This window comes from Streptomyces sp. NL15-2K, from assembly GCF_030551255.1.
GTDB lineage: Bacteria > Actinomycetota > Actinomycetes > Streptomycetales > Streptomycetaceae > Streptomyces.
Genome location: NZ_CP130630.1, coordinates 8,196,366 through 8,219,175 on the forward strand (window position 1 = coordinate 8,196,366; position 22,810 = coordinate 8,219,175).

Below are 22,810 nucleotides of genomic sequence, written 5' to 3' on the forward strand. Positions count from 1 at the left end.
GATGACCACCACCGGAACACCCCAGCGGACCGTCCCGCGCTGGGTACCCCCACCGCCGGCCGGGCAGCCGGCCCGGGCCGACTGGGCCGAGCTGATCCGCCCGGTGCCGCTCCGCCTCGCCGCCCGGGCCCGGCTGCTGGCCCGTCGCTCGGGCACGGGCTGGGAGACCGTGCCGCTCGCCGCCCACACCGCCGTCCTGTCCGCGCTGAGCGGCGAACGCGCGGTGGTGAGCGGCTACCTCGCGCCCGGCCGGGCCGCGGCCGGGGCCCGGCCTGTGACCCTCTCGCTCGACGACGAGACCTGGCGCGAACTGCTCGCGGCCGCCGACCGCGCCGCAGCCGTGCCCGCCGAGGGTGCCTTCGAGACCGTACTGGACCTCGCACACACCGAGGGCGACCTCCCCGAGGCCCCTGCGCAGACCGTGCTCAGCGCCACGCTCCGGTACGGCCCGAAGGGACCCGCCCTGCTGATCGGCCACCGCACCGACGTGCTGGACGGCGACGCGGCCGACCGGATCGCCGGGTACTACCTGGCGGCCGTCGAACAGCTGACGCGGGAGCCGGACGCGCCGGCCCGCGGCGAGAGCCTGCTCTCCGCCGCCGAGTACCACCACCAGATCTTCGAACTCTCCGGCCCGCGGCGGCCGTTGCCGGACAAGCGGTTCCACGAGCTGTTCGAGGAGCAGGCCGCGCGACGGCCCGCGGACATCGCGGCCGTGCACGGCACCCGCACCTGGACGTACGAGGAACTCAACACCCGGGCCAACCGGATCGCCCACGCCCTGCTCGCCCGCGACCTGGGAGCCGAGGCGGTGGTGGCCGTGGTCACCGAGCGCAACCTGGACTGGCTCGCCTCGGTCATCGGCATCTTCAAGGCCGGCGCCGCCTATCTGCCCATCGAGCCGCACGCCCCCGCGGACCGGATGGCCCGCACCCTGGTCCGCGCCGACTGCCGCCTGGTGCTCACCGAGGACGGCGGCCCGGGCCACCTGGAGCAGGCCGCGCCGCCCGGCGTCGAACTCCTCAAGGCCGGTGCTGCGTACGCCGAGGGGCGCCCAGGCCACGACCCGCGCGTCCCCGTCGGCCCCGGTCAGCTCGCCTACCTGTACTTCACCTCGGGCTCCACCGGAGAACCCAAGGGCGCGATGTGCGAGCACGCCGGTTTCCTCAACCACCTGTACGCCAAGATCGACGACCAGGGCCTCGGCGAGGGCCAGGTGGTCGCCCAGACCGCGCCGCAGTCCTTCGACATCTCCCTGTGGCAGCTGGTCGCGGCCCTGGTCGTGGGAGGGCGCACGCTGATCGTCGAACAGGAGGCGATCCTCGACGTCGACCGCTACCTCGACACCATCGAGCGCGGCGGAGTCTGCGTGCTCCAGGCGGTCCCCTCCTACCTGGAGGTGGTGCTCAGCCGCCTGGAGGACAGACCCCGGGAACTGCCCGCCCTGCGCTGTGTCTCGGTCACCGGTGAAGCGCTCAAGAAGGAACTCACCGCCCGCTGGTTCGCGCGATTCCCGCACATCGCCCTGATGAACGCCTACGGCCTGACGGAGACCTCGGACGACACCAACCACGAGGTCATGACCTCCGTCCCGGTGTGGGACTCGGTGCCGCTGGGGCACGCGGTCGGCAACGTCACCGTGTACGTCGTCGACGAGAACCTCCGACCGGTGCCGCTCGGCGCCCCCGGCGAGATCGTCTTCTCCGGCGTCTGCGTGGGACGCGGTTACGTCAACGACCCCGAGCGCACCGCACAGGCCTTCGGCGACGACCCGCACCGGCCGGGGCAGCGGCTGTACCGCTCCGGCGACTTCGGGCGCAGGCTGCCCGGCGGCTCCCTGGAATTCCTCGGCCGCCGCGACGCCCAGATCAAGATCCGTGGCTTCCGGATCGAGATCGGTGAGATCGAGAACCAGATGCTGCGGCTGCCGGGCGTCCGCGACGGCGCCGTGGTCGTCGTCGAATCCCCCGACAAGGGAGGCCACCTGGTCGGCTTCCAGACCGGTTCGGCCCAGTCGTCCGACGCCCTGCGCAAGCGGCTGAGCCAGGCGCTGCCGGCGTACATGGTGCCCGACCGGGTCGAACACCTCGACGCGCTGCCGCTCACCGCCAACGGCAAGACGGACAAGCGGGCCCTGCGCACACTCGCCGCCGAACTCGCCGAACAGGAAGGCGCCGGCCAGGAGCACGAGGCGCCCCGTACCGACACCGAGCGGCGGCTCGCCGAGGCGTGGGCCGCCGTTCTGCGGCTGCCGCTCGAACGGGTCGGCCGCACCGCCCACTTCTTCGACCTGGGCGGCACCTCCCTGTCCGCGGTGCGGCTCGTGGTACGGATGGAACGCGCCTTCACGCTGCGCGACGTGACCCGGCGCCCGACGCTCGACGCACTCGCCGCGTTCCTCGACGACCCGCGGGCCGACGCTGGGGCCGGGACCGTGGCCGAGGGCCCGGAGAACCCCGGCGCGGCCGCCGCGCCCGCCCAGGACGCGGCCGCGGCGCACCGCACCGCCCTGGACGCCACCCCGTTCGAGGTCGTCAGGACCGAGGGCCGGCCGGCCGTGCTCACCCTCGACGGCCCCGCACCCGACGACCCGGCGGCCTGGTGCGCCGAGCAGGCCGGCCGGCTGCGTGCCACGGTCGCCGAGCACGGCGCGCTGCTGGTGCGCGGCCTCGGCCTGCGGAACGCGGACACCGTCGCCGGCGTCGGCCGCGCACTCCTGCACCAGGTGATGACCGAACGCGAGGGCTTCGCGCTGCGCCAACGGCTGGCGGACGGTGTGTACTCCTCCTCCGAGTGGCCCGTCGACCAGCCCATGTGCATGCACCACGAGCTGAGTTACGCCCGCGAGGTGCCCGGCACCCTGCTCTTCGCCTGCCTCACCGCGCCCGAATCGGGCGGTGTCACCGGCGTCTCGGACTCCTTCGAGGTGCTGCGGGCGCTCCCGGCCGACCTGGTCGCCCGCTTCGAGTCCGAGGGCTGGCTCGTCGACCGCAACTACACCAATACCGTGGGCGTCGGCCTCGCCGACGCCTTCGGCACCACCGACCGCGCGGCCATCGAGGCCTACTGCGCGGCCCGGGGCATCGAGTGCCGCTGGGAGCCGGGCGGCGACCTGCGTACCCGGCAGCGCGCCGCCGCCGTACTCACCCACCCGGTCACCGGTCGGCGCGGCTGGTTCAACCAGATCGCCTTCCTCAACGAATGGACCCTGGACCCCGTCATCCGGGAGTACCTGAAGTTCGAGTTCGGCGACGCCGGGCTGCCCTTCAACAGCCGCTACGGCAGCGGCGCCGGCCTCGACGAGGAAACGGTGCTCACCATCAACGGGGTGTACGAGAAGCACACCCTGCGCGAGCCGTGGCGGACCGGCGACCTCCTGATCGTGGACAACCTCCGGATGGCACACAGCCGGGAGCCCTATGAGGGGGACCGGAGGATCGCGGTCGTTCTCGGCGACCCGGTCACGGTCCCTCCCCACTCCTGACCAGCTCGCCCACCAGCCTCTCCCACCAGTTCTTCGGATGGAGCAATCATGTCCAGCCCGTCGCTCGTGCCGCCCTTCGCCGTCATCACCGGCGCGCAGGTGGCCCAGGTTCTCACCGGCAGCGAGAAGCAGGTCGTGAACCTGGTCGAAGACGTCTACCGGCTGCACGGCCGGGGCGACTCGGTCAACCCGCCCTCGTACTTCCTGCGCTTCCCCGACCGCCCGAGCTCCCGGATCATCGCGCTGCCCGCCTCGGTCGGCGGCGTCCACCCCACCGACGGCCTGAAGTGGATCTCCAGCTTCCCGGAGAACGTCGCGGCCGGCATCCCGCGGGCCTCCGCGGTCCTCATCCTCAACGACCACGCGACCGGCTACCCGTTCGCCTGCCTGGAGAGTTCCATCATCAGCGCCTCCAGGACCGCCGCGTCAGCCGCCCTCGCCGCCGACAAGCTCAAGCGAGGCGAACGCCCCCGCCGCATCGGGTTCATCGGCACCGGACTCATCGCCCGCTACATCCACCACTATCTGGAGGCCACCGACTGGACCTTTGACCGGATCGGCGTCCACGACCTGTCCCAGGAGCACGCCGAGGCATTCGCCGGCTACCTCGGCGGCCGCCCCGGCGACGCCTCCGTCGTGGTGCACGAGACATCCGAGGAGCTGATCCGGGAGAGCGACCTGGTGGTCCTCGCCACCGTCGCGGGCAGCCCGCACCTGCACGACCCGGCCTGGTTCGCGCACAACCCGCTGGTCCTCAACGTGTCGCTGCGGGATCTCGCACCGGAGATCCTGCTCGCCTCCGCCAACATCCTCGACGACGTCGAGCACTGCCTGAAGGCGGACACCTCACCCCATCTCACCGAACAGCTCACCGGCGGGCGCGACTTCATCGACGGCACCCTCTTCGACGTTCTGCAGGGACGGGTCGAACTCCCTGCGGACCGCCCGGTCGTCTTCTCGCCGTTCGGTCTCGGCGTCCTCGACATCGCCCTCGGGCGCTACGTCCACGACCAACTCCGCGACGCCGGCCGGCTCGGCGTCGTCGACGGCTTCTTCCACGAGCTCGACCGCTACGGACGCGACCGCGGCCAGGCGGCACCCGAACCCACACGGTGAAAAAGTGACGGTGATGAAGTGACGGTCATATCCGCCCCCTACGAGATCAACGTCGACGACGTATTCGTGGATCTGCGGTCTGTCTTCGACGTCCCCCTCTTCCTGAAATACGAGGGAGTCAACCTCGCGGGCTCCGTCAAGCTGAAGGCCGCCCTGGAAATGGTGCTGGCCGCCGAGCGCGACGGCACCCTGACCCCGGGCGACGTGCTCGTGGAGTCCTCGTCCGGCAACCTCGGCGTGGCGCTCAGCATGATCGCGGCCCACCGGGGATACGGCTTCGTCTGCGTCACCGACTCCCGCTGCAACCCGGCGAGCCGCCGGCTGATGGAGTCCTTCGGCGCCCGGGTCCTGGTCATCTCGCGTCCCGACAAGGAACGCGGCCTGCTGGGCGCCCGGATCGACTACGTGCAGCGGCTCGTCGACTTCGACCCGAACTACGTCTGGCTCAACCAGTACGTGAACCCGCACAACTGGCTGGCCCACTACCGCTCCACCGGCCCCGCCGTCGCCGCCCAGTTCCCCGAGCTGGACGTGCTCTTCGTCGGCGCGGGAACCACCGGCACGCTGATGGGCTGCGCCCGCTTCTTCCGGGAGCAACGGCGGCCGGTGCGGATCGTGGCCGTCGACAGCGTGGGCTCGGTGACCTTCGGCGGCCCCGCCCTTACCCGGCACATCCCCGGACTCGGCGCGGGCGTACGACCGCAGCTGCTCGACGAGGGGCTCGTCGACGAGGTCGTCATGGTGCCCGAGCGGGACACCCTGGAGAGCTGCCACGCCCTGGCCCGGCGCGGCTTCCTGTTCGGCGGTTCCACCGGCACCGTCGTCAGCGGCGCGCTGCGCTGGCTGGGCGGCCGGCCCCGGGGCGAGCGGCTCACCGCGGTCGCGCTCTCCCCGGACCAGGGCGACCGCTATCTCGACACGCTGTACGACCCCGAGTGGGTGGCGCGGCACTTCGGCGCTCCGCACACCTGGGACACGGCGGTTCCGGAGACCTCGGCCGAACTGCCCCAACTGGTCACGAGCGCCGGCTGAGTCGGCCCGCCCGACCGCAGGCCCCTCACGGAACCCTTTCGACCCTCATTTCGAGACTCATTTCGAGACAAGGAATCGCGTCGTGGACAAGCCAGTCGTACTGATCGCCGAGGAACTCTCTCCGGCCACCGTCGACGCCCTGGGGCCGGACTTCGAGATCCGGCACTGCGCGGGCGCCGACCGGGGCGCGCTCCTCGACGCGCTCCCGGCGGCCGACGCGGTACTCGTGCGCAGCGCCACCCGCATGGACGCGGAGGCCATCGCGACGGGCACGCGGCTCAAGGTGATCGGCCGGGCCGGGGTCGGCCTGGACAACGTGGACGTGCCCGCCGCGTCCCGGGCCGGCGTCATGGTGGTCAACGCCCCCACCTCCAACATCGTCAGCGCGGCCGAGCACACCGTCGGCCTGCTGCTCGCGGTGGCCAGGAACATCCCGCAGGCCGACGCGGCGCTCAGGGAAGGCCGCTGGCAGCGCAGCCGGTTCACCGGTGTCGAGCTCGCGGACAAGACGCTCGGCATCGTCGGGCTGGGCAGGATCGGTTCCCTGGTGGCCCGCCGGATGGCGGCGTTCGGGATGACACTGCTCGCCTACGACCCCTACGTACCGGCCGGATACGCCGAGCGGACGGGGGTGCGCGCCGTCGCGCTCGACACGCTCCTCGACGAGGCGGACTTCCTGACCGTCCATCTGCCGAGGACCCCGGAGACGACCGGCCTGATCGGTTTCGACGCGCTGCACCGGGTCAAGCCGGACGTACGGATCGTCAACGCGTCGCGTGGCGGGATCGTCGACGAGGCGGAGCTGTACGCCGCGCTGAAGGAGGGGCGGATCGCGGGCGCGGCCATGGACGTGTTCGCCACCGAGCCGTGCACCTCCTCCCCGCTGTACGAGCTCGACAACGTGGTCGTCACCCCGCACCTGGGCGCGGGCACCGCCGAGGCGCAGGAGCGGGCCGGCGTCTCGGTCGCCAGGTCGGTCCGGGAGGCGCTGTCCGGACGGTTCGTCCCGGAGGCGGTCAACGTGCGGATGGGCGAGGTCGACGCCGCACTCGACCCGTGGCTGACCCTGGCCGAGCGCCTCGGCCGGCTCTTCACGGCGACCGCCGGCGGGCTGCCGGGGCAGTTGCGGGTGACCGTGTCCGGCGAGATCGCGCGCCACGACGTCGCGGCCCTCGAACTGGCCGGCCTCAAGGGCGTGCTGGGTCAGGTCGTCGAGGGCGGTGTCAGCTATGTCAACGCCCCGCTGATCGCCCAGGAGCGGGGCCTGGGCACCGAGGTGCGCTCCGGCCCCGACAGCCCGGTGCACCGCAGCCTCGTCCGAGTCGACGGGACTCTGCCGTCCGGTGAGCCGGTCTCGGTGACCGGCACCCTGACCGGGCTGCACTCCGGCGCACGCCTCGTGGAGATCTGCGGCTACGAGGTCGATGTCGCCCTCGACGGCGACCTGGCCTTCTTCCTCGCCCCCGACCGGCCCGGAGTGATCGGCGCGGTCAGCGAGGCCCTCGGGCAGGCGGGGGTCCCCGTCGAGTCCCTGCGGATCGCCCGGGGCGCCGGAGCCGACGGGACGGCCCTGGTCGCCCTCGGACTGGGCGGACCGGCAGCTCAGGCGGTCCTCGACGACGCGTCCGCCGCGATCGAAGCCACCCGTGGCTGGAGCCTGGAGCAGACCGGATGAGCACCTACGATTGGCTGATGGACCAACTGGAGCGCAGACAGGCGCGCTTCCGGCTCATCGACCACGTCCCGGAGGGCCGCACGGAGCCCGCGAGCGTCCTGCGCGGACACGCCCTCGCCCAGGCGGCCAAGTGCCTGGTGGTACGCGTCGCCACGGGCCGGCGCTCCCGGCGCTACGTCCTCGCGGTCGTGCCCGGCGACCGCAAGGTCGACCTGGAGGAACTCAGGGACATGTACGCGGGTACGGAGGCCTCGTTCGCGGCGCGGGACGTGGCCGAGCGGCTGGCGGGCAGCGTCAGCGGTTCGGTGATGCCCTTCGCCCGCCATCCCGAGCTGGATCTGGTGGCCGACCCTGAACTGCTCGCCCACGACGAGATCTTCTTCAACGCGGCCCGGCTCGACCGGTCGGTGGCCCTGGCCACGGACGACTACGTGGCGATGGCCCTGCCACGCGTGCGGCCCATCGCCCAACGCCCCCTCGCCCAGAGCACGACAGGAGGATGACAGGATGAGCGTCGGCGCCCACCGCACCGCACCGTCCGCAGTCGTCGACAACGACAGGTGGTTCCGTAGGTACTCGGTGACGGCCGCTCCCCGCCGCAGGCTGCTGGTCCTGCCGCACGCGGGCGGTTCGGCCAGCTTCTTCCACGCCTGGGGCACCGCGTTCGACAGCGGGACGGAGGTACTGGTCGCGCGTTACCCCGGCCGGCACGACCGGCTGACCGACCCGTGCGTCGACTCCATGGAGGAGCTTGCCGACCGGGTGACCGCGGCCCTCCTGCCCTTCCTCGACGTGCCGGTGACGCTCTTCGGGCACAGCATGGGCGCGTCACTCGCCTACGAGGTGGCACTGCGCCTGCACGGCAGGCACGCGGTGCGCCCGGCGGCGCTCCACGTGTCGAGCCGCAGGCCCCCGCATCGGCTGACTCCGCGAGAGCTGCACAAGCAGGGCGACGAGGCACTGATCGAGGAGGTCCGCCGGCTGGGCGGCACCGACGAATCGCTCCTCACCGACCCGGACCTGAGGGAGATCGTCCTGCCGGCGATCCGCGCCGACTTCACGATCGTCGGAACCTACGGCCCGCGCGACGCCGCCCCGGTCGACTGCCCCGTGTACGCGTACATCGGGGACCAGGATCCGTCCACCTCGGTCCACGACATGTCGGACTGGTCCGACGTCACGACCGAGGGGTTCCACCTGGACGTGCTGCCCGGCGGCCACTTCTACCTCGTCGACCACCAGGAGACCCTGGTCCGGACGATCGCGGACCGCCTGCCCCCCACCGACTGACCCGCCCCGCACGGGGCCGGGCACGTCGAGGTGCCCGCCCCTAGGCCCGGTCGCCAAATTCCCGGCCCGCCCTTCGGGCGGACGACGCCACTTTCGACACAGGCCCTAGCACTCGATGATGTTCACCGCCAGCCCGCCCCGCGCCGTCTCCTTGTACTTCACGCTCATGTCCGCGCCGGTGTCCTTCATCGTCTTGATGACCTTGTCCAGGGACACCTTGTGCGAGCCGTCGCCGCGCATCGCCATCCGTGCGGCCGTGACCGCCTTCACCGCCGCCATGCCGTTGCGTTCGATGCAGGGGATCTGGACGAGGCCGCCGACCGGGTCGCAGGTCAGGCCGAGGTTGTGCTCCATGCCGATCTCGGCGGCGTTCTCGACCTGTTCCGGAGAGCCGCCCAGCACCTCCGCCAGCGCCCCCGCCGCCATCGAGCAGGCCGAGCCGACTTCGCCCTGGCAGCCGACCTCGGCGCCGGAGATGGACGCGTTCTCCTTGAAGAGCATGCCGATCGCTCCCGCGGCCAGCAGGAAACGGACCACACCCTCCTCGTCCGCACCCGGGACGAAGTTGATGTAGTAGTGGAGCACCGCGGGGATGATGCCGGCCGCGCCGTTGGTCGGGGCCGTCACCACTCGCCCGCCCGCCGCGTTCTCCTCGTTCACCGCCATCGCGTAGAGCGTGATCCACTCCATCGCGTGCGCCAACGGGTCGCCGTCCGCCCGGAGTTGGCGGGCGGAGACCGCCGCCCTGCGGCGCACCTTCAGGCCGCCCGGCAGAATGCCCTCGCAGGACATGCCGCGCGACACGCACGCCCGCATCACCCGCCAGATCTTCAGCAGGCCCTCGCGGATCTCGTCCTCGGTGCGCCAGGCCCGCTCGTTCTCCAGCATCAGCGCGGAGATCGACAGGCCCGTCTCCCGCGTCAGCCGCAGCAGTTCGTCGCCCGTGCGGAAGGGGTACTTCAGGACCGTGTCGTCCGGCTTGATGCGGTTCGCGCCCACCACGCCTTCATCAAGCACGGTCTCGTCGACGACGAAGCCGCCGCCCACGGAGTAGTACGTCTTCGTGAGCAGTTCGGCGCCCGCCGCGTCGTACGCCCACAGGGTCATGCCGTTCGCGTGGTAGGGGAGCGCCTTGCGGCGGTGCAGGATCAGGTCGTCGTCGAAGGAGAACGGGATCTCGTGCTCGCCGAGGAGGCGGAGACGGCCCGACTCCTTGATGCCCTGGATCCGTTCGTCCGCCGTCTCCACGTCCACCGTGCGCGGTGAGGCGCCCTCCAGGCCCAGCAGCACCGCCTTCGGGGTGCCGTGGCCGTGTCCGGTCGCGCCCAGGGAGCCGTAGAGCTCGGACCGTACGGACGCGACGGAGGCCAGCAGGTCCTCGCCCCGCAGCCGGCGGGCGAACATGCGGGCCGCGCGCATCGGGCCGACCGTGTGGGAGCTGGACGGGCCGATGCCGATCGAGAACAGGTCGAAGACCGAGATGGCCACGGGGACTCCTCAGAACGGGGTGGGGCGCCGTGCCCACGTACGAGTGTGCGCGGCGCCCCGCAAAAAGGAACTACTTGTTCAGACCGGGGTACAGCGGGTGCTTGTCCGCGAGCGCCTTGACCCGGACCTTCAGTGCCTCTGTGTCGTACGACGGCTTGAGCGCCTGAGCGATGACGTCCGCGACCTCGGCGAAGTCCTCGGCCGTGAAGCCGCGGGTGGCCAGGGCCGGCGTACCGATCCGCAGGCCCGAGGTCACCATCGGCGGGCGCGGGTCGTTCGGGACGGCGTTGCGGTTGACCGTGATGCCGACCTCGTGGAGGCGGTCCTCGGCCTGCTGCCCGTCCAGTTCGGACTCGCGCAGGTCGACCAGGATCAGGTGCACGTCCGTGCCGCCGGACAGGACGTCGACCCCGGCCTCGCGGGCGTCCGGCGCGGTCAGCCGCTCGGCGAGGATCCGTGCGCCCTCGACCGTACGGCGCTGACGCTCCTTGAAGTCCTCGCTCGCCGCGACCTTGAAGGAGACCGCCTTCGCCGCGATCACGTGCTCCAGGGGGCCGCCCTGGAAGCCCGGGAAGACGGACGAGTTGAGCTTCTTCGCGAAGTCCTTCTTCGCCAGGATGATGCCGCCGCGCGGGCCGCCCAGCGTCTTGTGGGTGGTTGAGGTGACGACGTCCGCGTACTCCACCGGGTTCGGGTGGAGGCCGGCCGCGACCAGACCGGCGAAGTGCGCCATGTCCACCCACAGGTAGGCCTCGACCTCGTCGGCGATCCTGCGGAACTCGGCGAAGTCCAGCTGCCGCGGGTACGCCGACCAGCCCGCGATGATCACCTTCGGCCGGTGCTCCTTGGCGAGCCGCTCGACCTCGGCCATGTCCACCAGGCCGGTCTCGGAGTCGACGTGGTAGGGCACCACCTCGAACTGCTTGCCGGAGAAGTTCAGCCGCATCCCGTGGGTCAGGTGACCGCCGTGCGCCAGGTCCAGGCCGAGGATGGTGTCGCCCGGCTGGGCCAGCGCGAACAGGGCGGCCTGGTTGGCGGAGGCGCCCGAGTGGGGCTGCACGTTGGCGTACTCGGCGCCGAACAGCTCCTTGACCCGGTCGATCGCGATCTGCTCGGCCACGTCGACGTGCTCGCAGCCGCCGTAGTAGCGGCGGCCCGGGTAGCCCTCGGCGTACTTGTTGGTGAGGACCGTGCCCTGCGCCTCCATGACCGCGACCGGCGCGAAGTTCTCGGAGGCGATCATCTCGAGGGTGGACTGCTGGCGGTGCAGCTCGGCGTCGACCGCGGCGGCGACCTCGGGGTCGAGCTCGTGCAGGGGCGTGTTCAGAACGGACATCGGGTGTACGACTCCTCAGCCGGCGGAAAAGGCGGTGTACTCGTCGGCGGAGAGCAGGTCGGCGGGCTCGTCCGTGACGCGTACCTTGAACAGCCAGCCGCCCTCGAAGGGCGCGGAGTTGACCAGTGACGGGTCGTTCACCACGTCCTCGTTGACCTCGGTGACCTCCCCGGAGACCGGGGCGTACAGGTCGCTGACCGACTTGGTCGACTCCAGCTCGCCGCAGGTCTCGCCCGCGGACACGGTGTCACCGACCTCGGGGAGCTGGACGAAGACCACGTCGCCGAGCGCGTTGGCCGCGTGCTCCGTGATACCGACCGTCGAGACGCCGTCCTCGGCGGCCGACAGCCACTCGTGCTCCTTGCTGTAGCGCAGCTGCTGGGGGTTGCTCATGGCCTGAATTCTCCTGTACGCGGTGGAGTGCTGGTGAATGGGGGACTGCTGGAAACGTGCGTGAGCAGCGGAAATGTGCGCGGGTTCACGCACGGGCCGCGTCGCTCAGTGTCTACTTCCGGCGCTTGTAGAACGGCAGCGCCACGACCTCGTACGGTTCGTGGCTGCCCCGGATGTCCACACCGACACCGGGGGTGCCCGGTGCCGCGTGCGCCGCGTCGACGTACGCCATCGCGATCGGCTTGCCCAGGGTGGGGGAGGGGGCGCCGGAGGTGACCTCGCCGATCACCTCGCCGCCGGCGACGACCGCGTACCCGGCGCGCGGGACGCGGCGGCCCTCGGCGATCAGGCCGACGAGGACGCGCGGCGGGTTCTTCTCCGAGCGGGCGGCGGCCTCTCGCAGGGCCTCCCGCCCCACGAAGTCGCCCTCCTTCTCGAACTTCACCACCCGGCCGAGCCCGGCGTCGAACGGCGTCAGAGAAGTGCTGAGCTCGTGTCCGTACAGCGGCATGCCCGCCTCCAGCCGCAGCGTGTCCCGGCAGGACAGCCCGCAGGGGACGAGCCCGGCCGGGGCTCCCCCAGCCTCCGGCCGGGAGGTACCCCCAGCCTCGGTCAGCGCCTGCCACAGCTTCTCCGCGTCGGCCGGCGCGACGAACAGCTCGAAGCCGTCCTCGCCCGTGTAGCCGGTGCGCGCGATCAGGGCCGGGACGCCGGCGACCGTGCCGGGCAGGCCCGCGTAGTACTTCAGGCCGTCGAGGTCGGCGTCGGTGAGGGACTTCAGAATCCCCGGGGACTCGGGGCCCTGCACGGCGATCAGCGCGTAGTTGTCCCGGTCGTCGCGCACCTCGGCGTCGAAGCCCGCGGCGCGCTCGGTCAGCGCGTCCAGCACCACCTGGGCGTTGGAGGCGTTGGCGACCACCATGTACTCGGTCTCCGCGAGGCGGTAGACGATCAGGTCGTCGAGGATGCCGCCGTCCTCGCGGCAGATCATGGTGTAGCGGGCGCGGCCCACCTTCACGCCCCCGATGTTCCCGACCAGGGCGTAGTCCAGCATGGCCGCCGCCTCAGGACCGGTCACCGTGATCTCGCCCATGTGCGAGAGGTCGAAGAGCCCGGCCTTGGTGCGCACGGCATTGTGCTCGTCGCGCTCGGAGCCGTAGCGCAGGGGCATGTCCCAGCCGGCGAAGTCGGTCATCGTCGCGCCGAGCGCGCGGTGCACGGCATCGAGGGCGGTATGACGGGGTGCGTTGCTGCTCATCGGACGGTCGTCTCCCAAGGCGATGGGGGTACCTCCCGCGCGAGCTCATTCGAGCGTGGGGGAGGGCGAGGTCGTTCCTCCCCATCTGTCATCGGAACCTGAGAGGTTCGTCACGACCCCGCGAAACGGTGGTGTCATGACTTGCACCTTGGGTGGAGCCACTGTCGCAGCGGCCCGCTTTTCAGATGTGCCTCGCCCGCGCGGTAACGGGGCCTGAGAGATTCAAGGGAGGGACTTGCTCCTTCGGCGCCCGGGCATCGGTACGACGGACGTACGACCCGGAACTCTCCCGCGCGGATTCAAGCGGCCGGTATGCAGTTGGCGCGGACATCATTGCACGCATCGGTCCGGCGCGGCAGGGGGAGACCTCTCCCGTACGGCTCACAGGTTCCGCACAGCCCGCACGGCGAGGCGCAGCACGCTGTAGCAGGCTTGTTGCGGTAACCGGACGGAAAGGAGAGACGCCGCGCATTACCTTCTCTTTACACTCGACGGGGAGGGGACTCGTGACCACCCCAGGGGAGGACGATCACGGTGAACAGGACCACGGCGTACGCGACCACCTCGGCCCTCGCGCTGCCCCAGCAGCCGACGGTCCCGGCCAAGGAGGCCTGCGGCCCGCTCACCGCGCCTGTCGTCCGCGACCTTCGCGAGCGAGACGGCCACAGCCCCCATGCCCTGCTCTTCGGCCCCCAGGACCTCGTCGTGATCACCGGCCTGCCCGGCAGCGGCAAGTCCACGCTGATGCGGCGCACCGTCAGGGGCCTGCGCATCGACTCCCAGGACACCCGCGACCGCTGGGACGCGAGAACGCCCCGCTTCCTGCCGTACGCGATCTACCGCCCCCTGGTCCGCCTCGCGCACTACGCCGGTCTGCGCCGCGCCCTGCGCTCCGGCGAGGGGGTCGTCGTGCACGACTGCGGTACGCAGGCCTGGGTGCGCCGCTGGCTGGCCCGTGAGGCCCGCCGCCGGGGCGGCACCCTGCACCTGCTGCTGCTCGACGTCACCCCCGACATCGCGCTGGCCGGCCAGCGCGAGCGCGGCCGCGGAGTCTCGCGGTACGCGTTCCAGCGCCACCGCGGCGCGGCCGCCCGCCTGATCAGCTCCGTGGAGAAGGGCGACCTGCCCCCGGGCTGCGGCTCGGCTGTCCTGATCGACCGCGCCGCGGCGAACGTCCTGCGCCGGATCGGCTTCACGGGCTGAACATCCCGGAACATCCCCGAACAACCACGAGGCCGCACCCGTTAGCCTTTCCAGCCACAGCAGCGGTTCACAGCAGGCGGTCATACAGATGGACTTCCCAGCGGATCTCCCCGCGGACTTTCCCACCCAGGCACACCCCCATTCGCACGGCGGATGGCCCGGGAACGAACTGGAGGAGGTGCTCTCCGCCTCCCTCGGCATCCCCGGAGCCGGCGGGCGGATCATCGAGGTGCTCGGCCGCAGCTTCGTCTGGGTCCCGCTGCCCGAGGGCGGCGGCCCGCACAGCGGCCCGCTCGATCTGCCCACGCTGGAGATCGAGGGCCAGGCGTATGTGCCGGTGTTCAGCTCCGAGGAGCAGTTCCGCCAGGTCGCCGGCGCGCACATGCCGTACACCATCGCCCCCGCCGTGGAGTTCGCGCGCGGCCTGCCGCCGCAGGTGGGCATCGCCGTGAACCCGGACGGCGTGGTCGGCGTCCCGCTCCCGCCCGCGGCCGTCGCCGAGTTGTGCCGCGTCGGCCGCACCCCGCTGGACGGACCCACCACCGGCGGCCGGGTCAAGCTCTACGAACCCGACTGGCAGGACGACCCGGTCGACTTCCTCGCCGTGGCCTCGGCCGAGTTCGCCGCGACGGGAGTGGTCCGCACCGCCCGCCGCTGCCTCGCCGCCATCGAGACGGCGGACCCGGTCATGTTCGTGGGTGTGGAGCTGTCCGAGCTGGAGGGGGACATACGCGCCCTCCCGATGGAGGCCCTGGCCCGAGCCCTGGGCATGACCCCCGTCCAGTGGCCGGTCAACCTGGTCCTCCTGGACGTGGCGGACGACCCGGTGTGCCACTGGATGCGAGAAAGGGTCCGCCCCTTCTATCAGCAGTAGGGAAACTCCCTAGGGGCGCGGGGAACTGCGCGACAAGCCACACTCGACCCGCACCCGCCGACAGACAAGCAGCCCCGAGCTCTCAGGCGCCCTGCTGTCGGCGAAGCCACTTAAGCTGGTGTCATAATCCGGGGCAACTTCCAGAAGGGGCGGTACAGGTGAGCGCCAGCGGCATCGCGGCCGGACAGGTCGAGCACATGCTGCGCCAAGTGACGCCTGGGCGCTACGACGCCTACGAGGCACTTCTGCGCGCCCTCGCGACCCCCTCCTCCGGCCAGGTCTGGATGCTCCTCTGGCACGGCCAGGCAGGCTCCCCCGACGCCCAGTACGGGAACATGGAGGTGGACGGCTACGGCTACGCCCCGTGTGTCACCTCCGCCCAGGAACTCTCCGCCAGCGGCTGGAACCGCAGTTACGAGGTGGTCGACGGAGTCGACGTCGCCCGCACGCTCTACCCCGACCACTACGGCCTCTGGCTGAACCCGCACGCCCCGGGCGGCGGCCTCGGCATCCCCTGGCTCGACCTGCGACGCATCGCCACCGGCCTGGAGCGCCAGCCCGCGGGGCCGCTGCGGCTGTCCGAGCCCGGCATCGAGATCCCGCAGTTCTACGCCCTGCTCGCGCAGAACGCCCACCGCACCCCGGCGGTCCGCGCACTGCGCCGCGCCTGGGTGCAGCCGGCGCTCGGGGCGCCGTATCTGGCCATCGGGCTGGATGTGTACGACACCAGCCCGCCGGCCGTCGACTCGGTGCGCGCGATGATGCAGCAGTCCATCGGCGCCGTCCCGGACGGGCTGCCGGTGTCGACCGTGGCGATGTCCGACGAGTACGACCCGGTCGCGCTGTGGATGCGGGCCAACGCCCGCCCCTTCTACGACCGCGAGGCCCACGGGGCGTCGGCCGCTCCCGCCTCCCCGGCACAGGCCCCTGCGGCCGGCTACGGCTACCCGCAGGCCCGCGGCGGTTTCTGACCGAGCATCTCCTCCGGTGTCGGAGGGCGACTCCCACCCCCGTTGTCTTCGCGCGTAGATCAGGGCATATAATCCATCCCTGCCCACAAATGTCCCAGCCGGCCCGCGTCCGCCCCCCGTTACCCGCTGTCCGGATAACGGAAGCCATCTACCCGCATCACGTTTATGCATCCTTTCACCGCCAAGTCTGGCAACAGATCGCCAAAGCGTTGAAGACTCCCGCACCAGGGGTGTTCGCCCCTGTGTACGACGGACTGATCACGCCGCCACAGCGGCAAGTGCGGGCCGGCCACCGCCGGTTGAGAAGAGGGGTCCCTGCCAGATGACGGCACCATTGCACGAGCCGACCGCGGAAGCGGCCCCGAGTGCTGCCGAGGAAGCGGCGGTTGCCACCGCCGGCGAGAAGGCCGTACAGGGGCGCTCCCTGGGCCGGATCGCCTGGGAGCGCCTGAAACGGGACAAACTCGCCCTCACAGGCGGCGCCGTGGTGCTGTTCCTCGTCGTTGTCGCGCTGCTCGCGCCCGTGATCACCAACCTGTACGGGCAGGACCCGGACGCCTTTCACGAGGACCTGATCGACCCGCTGTTCGGCACGCCCACGGGGTCCCTGGGCGGCGTCAGCGGCGACCACTGGCTGGGGGTCGAGCCGGTCAACGGCCGCGACATCTTCGCCCGCATCCTCTACGGCGCCCGGATCTCCCTGCTGGTCGGCTTCCTGTCCGCGATCGTCGCCGTCATCCTCGGCACGGTCCTGGGCGTGCTCGCCGGCTTCTTCGGCGGCTGGGTCGACTCCGTCATCAGCCGTGTGATGGACGGTCTGCTGGCCTTCCCGCAGCTGCTGTTCATCATCGCGCTGGTCTCCGTCATGCCGAACGAGATGCTGGGGCTGACCGGCTCGTCCGTGCGCGTGTTCGTGATGATCCTCGTCATCGGCTTCTTCGGCTGGCCCTACATCGGACGCGTGGTGCGCGGCCAGACGCTCTCCCTGCGCGAGCGGGAGTACGTCGAGGCGGCCCGCTCGTTGGGCGCCGGGCGGCTGTACATCCTGTTCAAGGAGCTGCTGCCCAACCTGGTCGCGCCGATCATCGTGTACACGACGATGATGATCCCCACCAACATCCTCACCGAGGCGGCACTCAGCTTCCTGGGCGTGGGCGTCAAGCCGCCCACGTCTTCCTGGGGGCAGATGCTTTCGAGCGCGATCGACTACTACGACTCGGATCCCATGTACATGGTGGTCCCGGGTGTGGCGATCTTCATCACCGTTCTGGCCTTCAACCTCTTCGGCGACGGCGTGCGCGACGCGCTGGACCCGAAGGCCTCCCGCTGAACTGCCGTACCACAAGTGTCCCGTGACACCTACACACGGGGTCTCTCATCAAATCCGGAGGATCCGAGATCGTGACTACCCAACGCACCTCAGGGCGGCGAAAGCAGGCATGGGCCGCTGTCGCCGCGGTCGCCGCGCTGCTGACCACGGCGGCGTGCGGCGGCGGTGACAGCGACGGCGGCTCGAAGACGGGCGCGGCCGGTTTCGACGCCGCGAACAACAAGGTCGCCCAGGCTTCCCTGGCCAAGAAGGGCGGCACGCTGAAGTTCGGTGGTGCCCAGGACGCCGACTCGTGGGACACCACGCGCGGTTACTACGGCATGATGTGGAACTTCTCGCGCTACTACAGCCGCCAGCTCGTCACGAACAAGACGGAGCCCGGAAAGGCCGGCGCCGAGCTGACCCCGGACCTCGCCACCGGTCTCGCCAAGGTCACGGACGGCGGCAAGACCTACACGTACACCCTGCGTGACGGCGTCACGTGGGAGGACGGCAAGCCGATCACGTCCAAGGACGTCAAGTACGGCATCGAGCGCGTCTGGGCGCAGGACGTGCTGTCCGGCGGTCCGGTGTACCTGAAGGACGTGCTGGACCCGAAGGGCGAGTACAAGGGCCCGTACAAGGACACCTCCAAGGACAAGCTGGGTCTGAAGGCGATCGAGACGCCGGACGACAAGACCATCGTCTTCAAGCTGCCGCAGGCCAACTCGGACTTCGAGGACATGCTGGGTCTGACCTCCGCGTCCCCGGTCCGCCAGGACAAGGACACCAAGTCCAAGTACCAGCTGCGCCCGTTCTCCTCCGGCCCGTACAAGTTCCAGTCGTACAGCCCGGGCAAGGACCTGACCCTGGTCCGCAACACCGAGTGGAAGCAGGCCTCGGACCCGATCCGCAAGGCCTACCCGGACAAGATCACCGTCCAGTTCTTCTCGGACGCCAACCAGCTCGACCAGCGTCTGCTCAACGGTGACCTGGACCTCGACCTCAACCAGACCGGCATGTCGCCGCAGGGCCGCACCACCGCTCTGAAGCAGCACAAGGGCAACCTGGACAACCCGGTCACCGGCTACATCCGCTACGCGACCTTCCCGCAGAGCGTGGCGCCGTTCAACAACGCCGAGTGCCGCAAGGCCGTGATCTACGGCGCCGACCACGTGTCGCTGCAGACCGCGCGCGGTGGCCCGATCGCCGGTGGTGACATCGGTACCAACATGCTGCCGCCGTCCGTGGCAGGTGCCGAGGGCCAGAAGTACGACCCGTACGAGATCGCCGGAGCCAACAAGAAGGGCAACGTCGCCAAGGCCAAGGAAGCGCTGAAGGCCTGCGGCAAGCCGAACGGCTTCTCCACCACCATCGCCGTCCGCAACAACAAGCCGGTCGAGGTGGCCACCGCCCAGTCCCTGCAGGCGTCGCTGAAGAAGATCGGCATCAACGCGCAGATCGACCAGTTCGACGGTTCGCAGACCTCCGGCATCATCGGTAGCCCCGAGAACGTGAAGAAGAAGGGCTACGGCATCATCATCATGGGCTGGGGCCCGGACTTCCCGACCGTCCAGGGCTACGGCATGCCGCTGTGGGACAGCAAGTACATCCTCGAGAGCGGTAACAACAACTTCGCTCTGATCAAGGACAAGACGATCGACGGCCTGTTCGACCAGTACGTCACCACGCTGGACGACGCCGGCAAGACCAAGATCGCCACGGAGATCAACCACAAGGTCATGGAGGGCGGCTACTACCTGCCCTTCGTCTTCGAGAAGTTCGTCAACTGGCGCTCGGACCGACTGGCGAACGTGTACACGACCGACGGCTACAGCGGTATGTACGACTTCGTCAACCTCGGCCTGAAGTCCACGACCTGATAACCGGCACACCCGCCGTACGGCACGAAAGGCAGGTGAAGGCCGGCGCGGCGTGATCGCGGGCCACCGGAAGACCTCCGGTGGCCCGCGGTCCGCAGCGGGCCGAGAGCTGTGCTCGCTTACCTCATCAGGCGGTTGTTCGCCGCCGCAGTGATGCTCGTGGTCATCATCCTGGTGGTCTTCGGCATCTTCTTCCTCGTCCCCAAGTGGGCGGGCGTCGACATCGCCTCGAGCTTCGTGGGCAAGCAGGCCGACCCCGCCGCCGTCGAGGCGGTGCGGCAGAAGCTCGGGCTCGGCGACCCGATCTACGCCCAGGTCTGGGAGTTCTTCAAGGGCATCTTCGCGGGCCGTACGTACGTGGGCGGCGGTGACGTCACTCACTGCTCCGCGCCGTGCTTCGGCTACTCGTTCCGCAGCGAGCAGGCCATCTGGCCGGTGCTCACCGACCGCTTCCCGGTGACCCTGGGTCTCGCGCTCGGCGCCGCCGTGCTGTGGCTGATCTTCGGCATCGCGGCGGGTGTGCTCTCCGCGCTCAAGCGGGGCAGCATCTGGGACCGCGGCGCGATGGTCGTCGCGCTGTCGGGTGTCTCCCTGCCCATCTACTTCACCGGTCTGCTCTCCCTGTCGATCTTCGTCTTCGGACTGGGCTGGTTCGACGGGCAGTACACGCCCCTGGAGGAGAGCTTCACCGGCTGGTTCGGCGGCATGATCCTGCCGTGGATCACGCTGGCGTTCCTCTACGCGGCGATGTACGCGCGCATCACCCGCGCCACCATGCTGGAGATCCTCGGCGAGGACTACATCCGCACCGCCCGCGCCAAGGGCCTCAAGGAGCAGACCGTCATCGGCAAGCACGCCATGCGCTCGACGATGACGCCCATCCTGACCATGCTCGGCATGGACCTCGGCGCCCTCATCGGCGGCGCGATCCTGACCGAGACGACGTTCAACCTGCCCGGCCTCGGCCAGGCCGTGCTGAACGCCATCCGGAACCAGGACCTGCCCATCATCCTGGGCGTCACCCTGATCACTTCTCTCGCGGTGCTGATCGCCAACCTCGTGGTGGACGTCCTGTACGCCGTGATCGACCCCCGAGTGAGGCTCGCATGACCGAACTCAGCAAGAGCGGAGCGGCCGTGGGCGAGCCCACCGGCACCTCGCCCGCCCCGACCGCCTTCCTCGAAGTACGCGACCTGAAGGTGCACTTCCCGACCGACGACGGCCTGGTCAAGTCCGTCGACGGGCTCAGCTTCCAGCTGGAGAAGGGCAAGACCCTCGGCATCGTGGGCGAGTCGGGCTCCGGCAAGTCGGTGACCTCGCTCGGCATCATGGGCCTGCACACCGCCGGCCAGTACGGCAAGCGCAAGGCGCAGATCTCCGGCGAGATCTGGCTGGACGGCACCGAGTTGCTGACCGCCGACCCGGACGAGGTGCGCAAGCTGCGCGGCCGCGAGATGGCGATGATCTTCCAGGACCCGCTGTCGGCGCTGCACCCGTACTACACGATCGGCCAGCAGATCGTGGAGGCGTACCGCATCCACCACAAGGTGGACAAGAAGACCGCCAAGCGCCGTGCCGTGGAGATGCTCGACCGGGTCGGCATCCCGCAGCCGGACAAGCGGATCGACAGCTACCCGCACGAGTTCTCCGGCGGTATGCGCCAGCGCGCGATGATCGCGATGTCGCTGGTCAACAACCCGGAACTGCTCATCGCGGACGAGCCGACGACCGCCCTCGACGTGACCGTCCAGGCGCAGATCCTCGACCTGATCCGGGACCTGCAGAAGGAGTTCGGCTCGGCGGTCATCATCATCACCCACGACCTCGGCGTCGTCGCCGAACTCGCCGACGACATCCTGGTGATGTACGGCGGCCGCTGCGTGGAGCGCGGCCCGGCCGAGAAGGTGTTCTACGAGCCCCGCCACCCCTACACCTGGGGCCTGCTCGGCTCGATGCCGCGACTGGACCGCGAGCAGCAGGAGCGCCTGATCCCGGTCAAGGGCTCCCCGCCCTCGCTGATCAACATCCCGTCCGGCTGCGCCTTCAACCCGCGCTGCCCGTACGCCGACATCCCGAAGGACGACGTCACCCGCACGATCCGCCCCGAGCTGACCGAGGTCGGCAGCGCGCACTGGGCCGCCTGCCACATGACCCAGGAGCAGCGGGAGCGTATCTGGACCGAAGAGATTGCGCCGAAGCTGTGAGCGAGAACTCCGAGGACACAGTTGTGACCACTCCCGCGAAGAGCGACGGCACCGAGGCGAAGGCCTCGGGCGCGGCCACCCTCACCAAGGACGCCGCCCCCGGCGAGACCCTGCTGAAGGTGACCGGGCTCCAGAAGCACTTCCCGATCAAGAAGGGCCTGCTCCAGCGGCAGGTCGGCGCGGTGCACGCGGTCGACGGCCTCGACTTCGAGGTGAAGTCCGGCGAGACGCTCGGCGTGGTGGGGGAATCGGGCTGCGGCAAGTCCACGATGGGCCGGCTGATCACCCGGCTGCTGGAGCCGACCGGCGGCAAGGTCGAGTTCGAGGGCAGGGACATCACGCACCTCGGGGTGGCGGGCATGCGTCCGCTGCGCCGCGATGTGCAGATGATCTTCCAGGACCCGTACTCGTCGCTGAACCCGCGCCACACCATCGGCACCATCGTCGGCGCCCCCTTCCGGCTCCAGGGCGTCTCGCCCGAGGGCGGCATCAAGAAGGAGGTCCAGCGCCTGCTGTCGGTGGTCGGCCTCAACCCCGAGCACTACAACCGCTACCCGCACGAGTTCTCCGGCGGCCAGCGCCAGCGCATCGGCATCGCCCGCGCGCTCGCGCTCAACCCGAAGCTCGTGGTGGCCGACGAGCCGGTCTCCGCCCTCGACGTGTCGATCCAGGCGCAGGTGGTGAACCTGCTGGACGACCTCCAGCAGGAGCTCGGCCTGACGTACGTGATCATCGCGCACGACCTGTCGGTCGTCCGGCACGTCTCGGACCGGATCGCGGTGATGTACCTCGGCAAGATCGTCGAGCTGGCCGACCGCGAGTCGCTGTACCGGGCGCCGATGCACCCGTACACCAAGGCGCTGATGTCGGCGGTCCCGATCCCGGACCCGCGCCGCAAGTCGGCCAAGAGCGACCGCATACTCCTCAAGGGCGACGTGCCCTCGCCGATCTCCCCGCCGAGCGGCTGCCGCTTCCACACCCGGTGCTGGAAGGCGACGGAGATCTGCAAGACGACCGAGCCGCCGCTGATCGAGCTGAAGCCCGGCCAGCAGGTCGCCTGCCACCACCCGGAGAACTTCGAGGACCAGGCCCCGCAGGAGACGGTCCTGCTCTCCGCCGCCAGGGAGGCGGCGGAACTGGTGCCGGACGCGGTGCTGGAGGAGTCGGCGGAGACATCGGCGGCGGTCGCCGCGGAGGTGGAGGCGGAAGCCTCCACGGAAACCTCCACGGAGGCCCCTACGGCGAACGAGGCCGAGCCTCCCTCCAAGGAGAAGTAGGCACCTAATAGCCCCCG

General features: G+C 70.4%; 18 protein-coding genes and 1 riboswitch. Of the genes, 14 read left to right on the plus strand and 4 right to left on the minus strand.

Annotation, left to right across the window (positions count from 1 at the left end):
* The first annotated feature begins 1 nt into the window (after window position 1).
* The 6 genes from Q4V64_RS36935 (at window position 2) to Q4V64_RS36960 (ending at window position 8,597) form a co-directional block, all read left to right on the plus strand.
* Window positions 2–3,484 carry an amino acid adenylation domain-containing protein gene (locus Q4V64_RS36935; protein ID WP_124439074.1) on the plus strand — a complete coding sequence of 1,161 codons (3,483 nt, stop codon included), beginning with the start codon at window positions 2–4 and terminating at the stop codon, window positions 3,482–3,484.
* Between the two features lie 48 nt (window positions 3,485–3,532).
* Window positions 3,533–4,600, plus strand: coding sequence for a 2,3-diaminopropionate biosynthesis protein SbnB (gene sbnB, locus Q4V64_RS36940; protein ID WP_124439073.1), 1,068 nt, complete (start codon window positions 3,533–3,535; stop codon window positions 4,598–4,600).
* Between the two features lie 18 nt (window positions 4,601–4,618).
* Window positions 4,619–5,632, plus strand: a complete 1,014-nt coding sequence (sbnA, locus tag Q4V64_RS36945; RefSeq protein ID WP_124439072.1) for a 2,3-diaminopropionate biosynthesis protein SbnA — start codon at window positions 4,619–4,621, stop codon at window positions 5,630–5,632.
* 82 nt (window positions 5,633–5,714) lie between these two features.
* The gene (gene serA, locus Q4V64_RS36950) at window positions 5,715–7,307 is read left to right on the plus strand and encodes a phosphoglycerate dehydrogenase (protein ID WP_124439071.1); all 1,593 of its coding nucleotides are present in this window, start codon (window positions 5,715–5,717) and stop codon (window positions 7,305–7,307) included.
* Complete coding sequence (locus Q4V64_RS36955; RefSeq protein WP_124439070.1) at window positions 7,304–7,810, plus strand: YbaK/EbsC family protein; 507 nt, start codon at window positions 7,304–7,306, stop codon at window positions 7,808–7,810. The genes serA and Q4V64_RS36955 overlap by 4 nt, the downstream gene beginning before the upstream one ends.
* A gap of 4 nt (window positions 7,811–7,814) precedes the next feature.
* Window positions 7,815–8,597: an alpha/beta fold hydrolase gene (locus Q4V64_RS36960; protein WP_124439069.1), complete on the plus strand. Its 783-nt coding sequence runs from the start codon at window positions 7,815–7,817 to the stop codon at window positions 8,595–8,597.
* A gap of 105 nt (window positions 8,598–8,702) precedes the next feature.
* Here the strand turns inward: Q4V64_RS36960 and Q4V64_RS36965 are convergent, their stop codons facing one another.
* The 4 genes from Q4V64_RS36965 to gcvT all read right to left on the minus strand — a co-directional run bounded on the left by Q4V64_RS36965 (window position 8,703) and on the right by gcvT (window position 13,072).
* A complete protein-coding gene (locus tag Q4V64_RS36965; RefSeq protein ID WP_124439068.1) occupies window positions 8,703–10,085 on the minus strand; it encodes an L-serine ammonia-lyase in 1,383 nt (460 codons plus the stop codon).
* Between the two features lie 70 nt (window positions 10,086–10,155).
* Window positions 10,156–11,421, minus strand: coding sequence for a serine hydroxymethyltransferase (glyA, locus tag Q4V64_RS36970; RefSeq protein WP_124439067.1), 1,266 nt, complete (start codon window positions 11,419–11,421; stop codon window positions 10,156–10,158).
* A gap of 15 nt (window positions 11,422–11,436) precedes the next feature.
* Entirely contained in the window at window positions 11,437–11,814 is a 378-nt protein-coding gene (gene gcvH / locus Q4V64_RS36975; RefSeq protein WP_124439066.1) for a glycine cleavage system protein GcvH, read from the minus strand.
* 112 nt (window positions 11,815–11,926) lie between these two features.
* Window positions 11,927–13,072 (minus strand): glycine cleavage system aminomethyltransferase GcvT, encoded by a 1,146-nt coding sequence (gcvT, locus tag Q4V64_RS36980; protein ID WP_124439065.1) that lies wholly within the window; start codon window positions 13,070–13,072, stop codon window positions 11,927–11,929.
* 191 nt (window positions 13,073–13,263) lie between these two features.
* A riboswitch (glycine riboswitch) is annotated at window positions 13,264–13,374 on the minus strand.
* A gap of 232 nt (window positions 13,375–13,606) precedes the next feature.
* Between gcvT and Q4V64_RS36985 the strand changes: the two genes are divergently transcribed.
* From Q4V64_RS36985 to Q4V64_RS37020, 8 genes are all read left to right on the plus strand, one after another.
* Complete coding sequence (locus Q4V64_RS36985) at window positions 13,607–14,275, plus strand: AAA family ATPase (RefSeq protein ID WP_124439064.1); 669 nt, start codon at window positions 13,607–13,609, stop codon at window positions 14,273–14,275.
* Window positions 14,276–14,363: 88 nt separating this feature from the next.
* Window positions 14,364–15,149: an enhanced serine sensitivity protein SseB gene (locus Q4V64_RS36990; RefSeq protein ID WP_124439063.1), complete on the plus strand. Its 786-nt coding sequence runs from the start codon at window positions 14,364–14,366 to the stop codon at window positions 15,147–15,149.
* Window positions 15,150–15,307: 158 nt separating this feature from the next.
* Window positions 15,308–16,120 (plus strand): enhanced serine sensitivity protein SseB C-terminal domain-containing protein, encoded by an 813-nt coding sequence (locus Q4V64_RS36995; RefSeq protein WP_124439062.1) that lies wholly within the window; start codon window positions 15,308–15,310, stop codon window positions 16,118–16,120.
* Between the two features lie 322 nt (window positions 16,121–16,442).
* On the plus strand, window positions 16,443–17,450 hold the full coding sequence (locus Q4V64_RS37000; protein ID WP_124439061.1) for an ABC transporter permease: 1,008 nt from the start codon (window positions 16,443–16,445) through the stop codon (window positions 17,448–17,450).
* A gap of 71 nt (window positions 17,451–17,521) precedes the next feature.
* Window positions 17,522–19,312 (plus strand): ABC transporter substrate-binding protein, encoded by a 1,791-nt coding sequence (locus Q4V64_RS37005; RefSeq protein WP_124439060.1) that lies wholly within the window; start codon window positions 17,522–17,524, stop codon window positions 19,310–19,312.
* Window positions 19,313–19,423: 111 nt separating this feature from the next.
* Window positions 19,424–20,422 (plus strand): ABC transporter permease, encoded by a 999-nt coding sequence (locus Q4V64_RS37010; protein ID WP_124439059.1) that lies wholly within the window; start codon window positions 19,424–19,426, stop codon window positions 20,420–20,422.
* Window positions 20,419–21,516, plus strand: a complete 1,098-nt coding sequence (locus Q4V64_RS37015) for an ABC transporter ATP-binding protein (RefSeq protein WP_124439058.1) — start codon at window positions 20,419–20,421, stop codon at window positions 21,514–21,516. Before Q4V64_RS37010 ends, Q4V64_RS37015 begins: the two co-directional genes overlap by 4 nt.
* 23 nt (window positions 21,517–21,539) lie before the next feature.
* On the plus strand, window positions 21,540–22,793 hold the full coding sequence (locus tag Q4V64_RS37020) for a dipeptide ABC transporter ATP-binding protein (RefSeq protein WP_172629109.1): 1,254 nt from the start codon (window positions 21,540–21,542) through the stop codon (window positions 22,791–22,793).
* Window positions 22,794–22,810 lie beyond the last annotated feature (17 nt).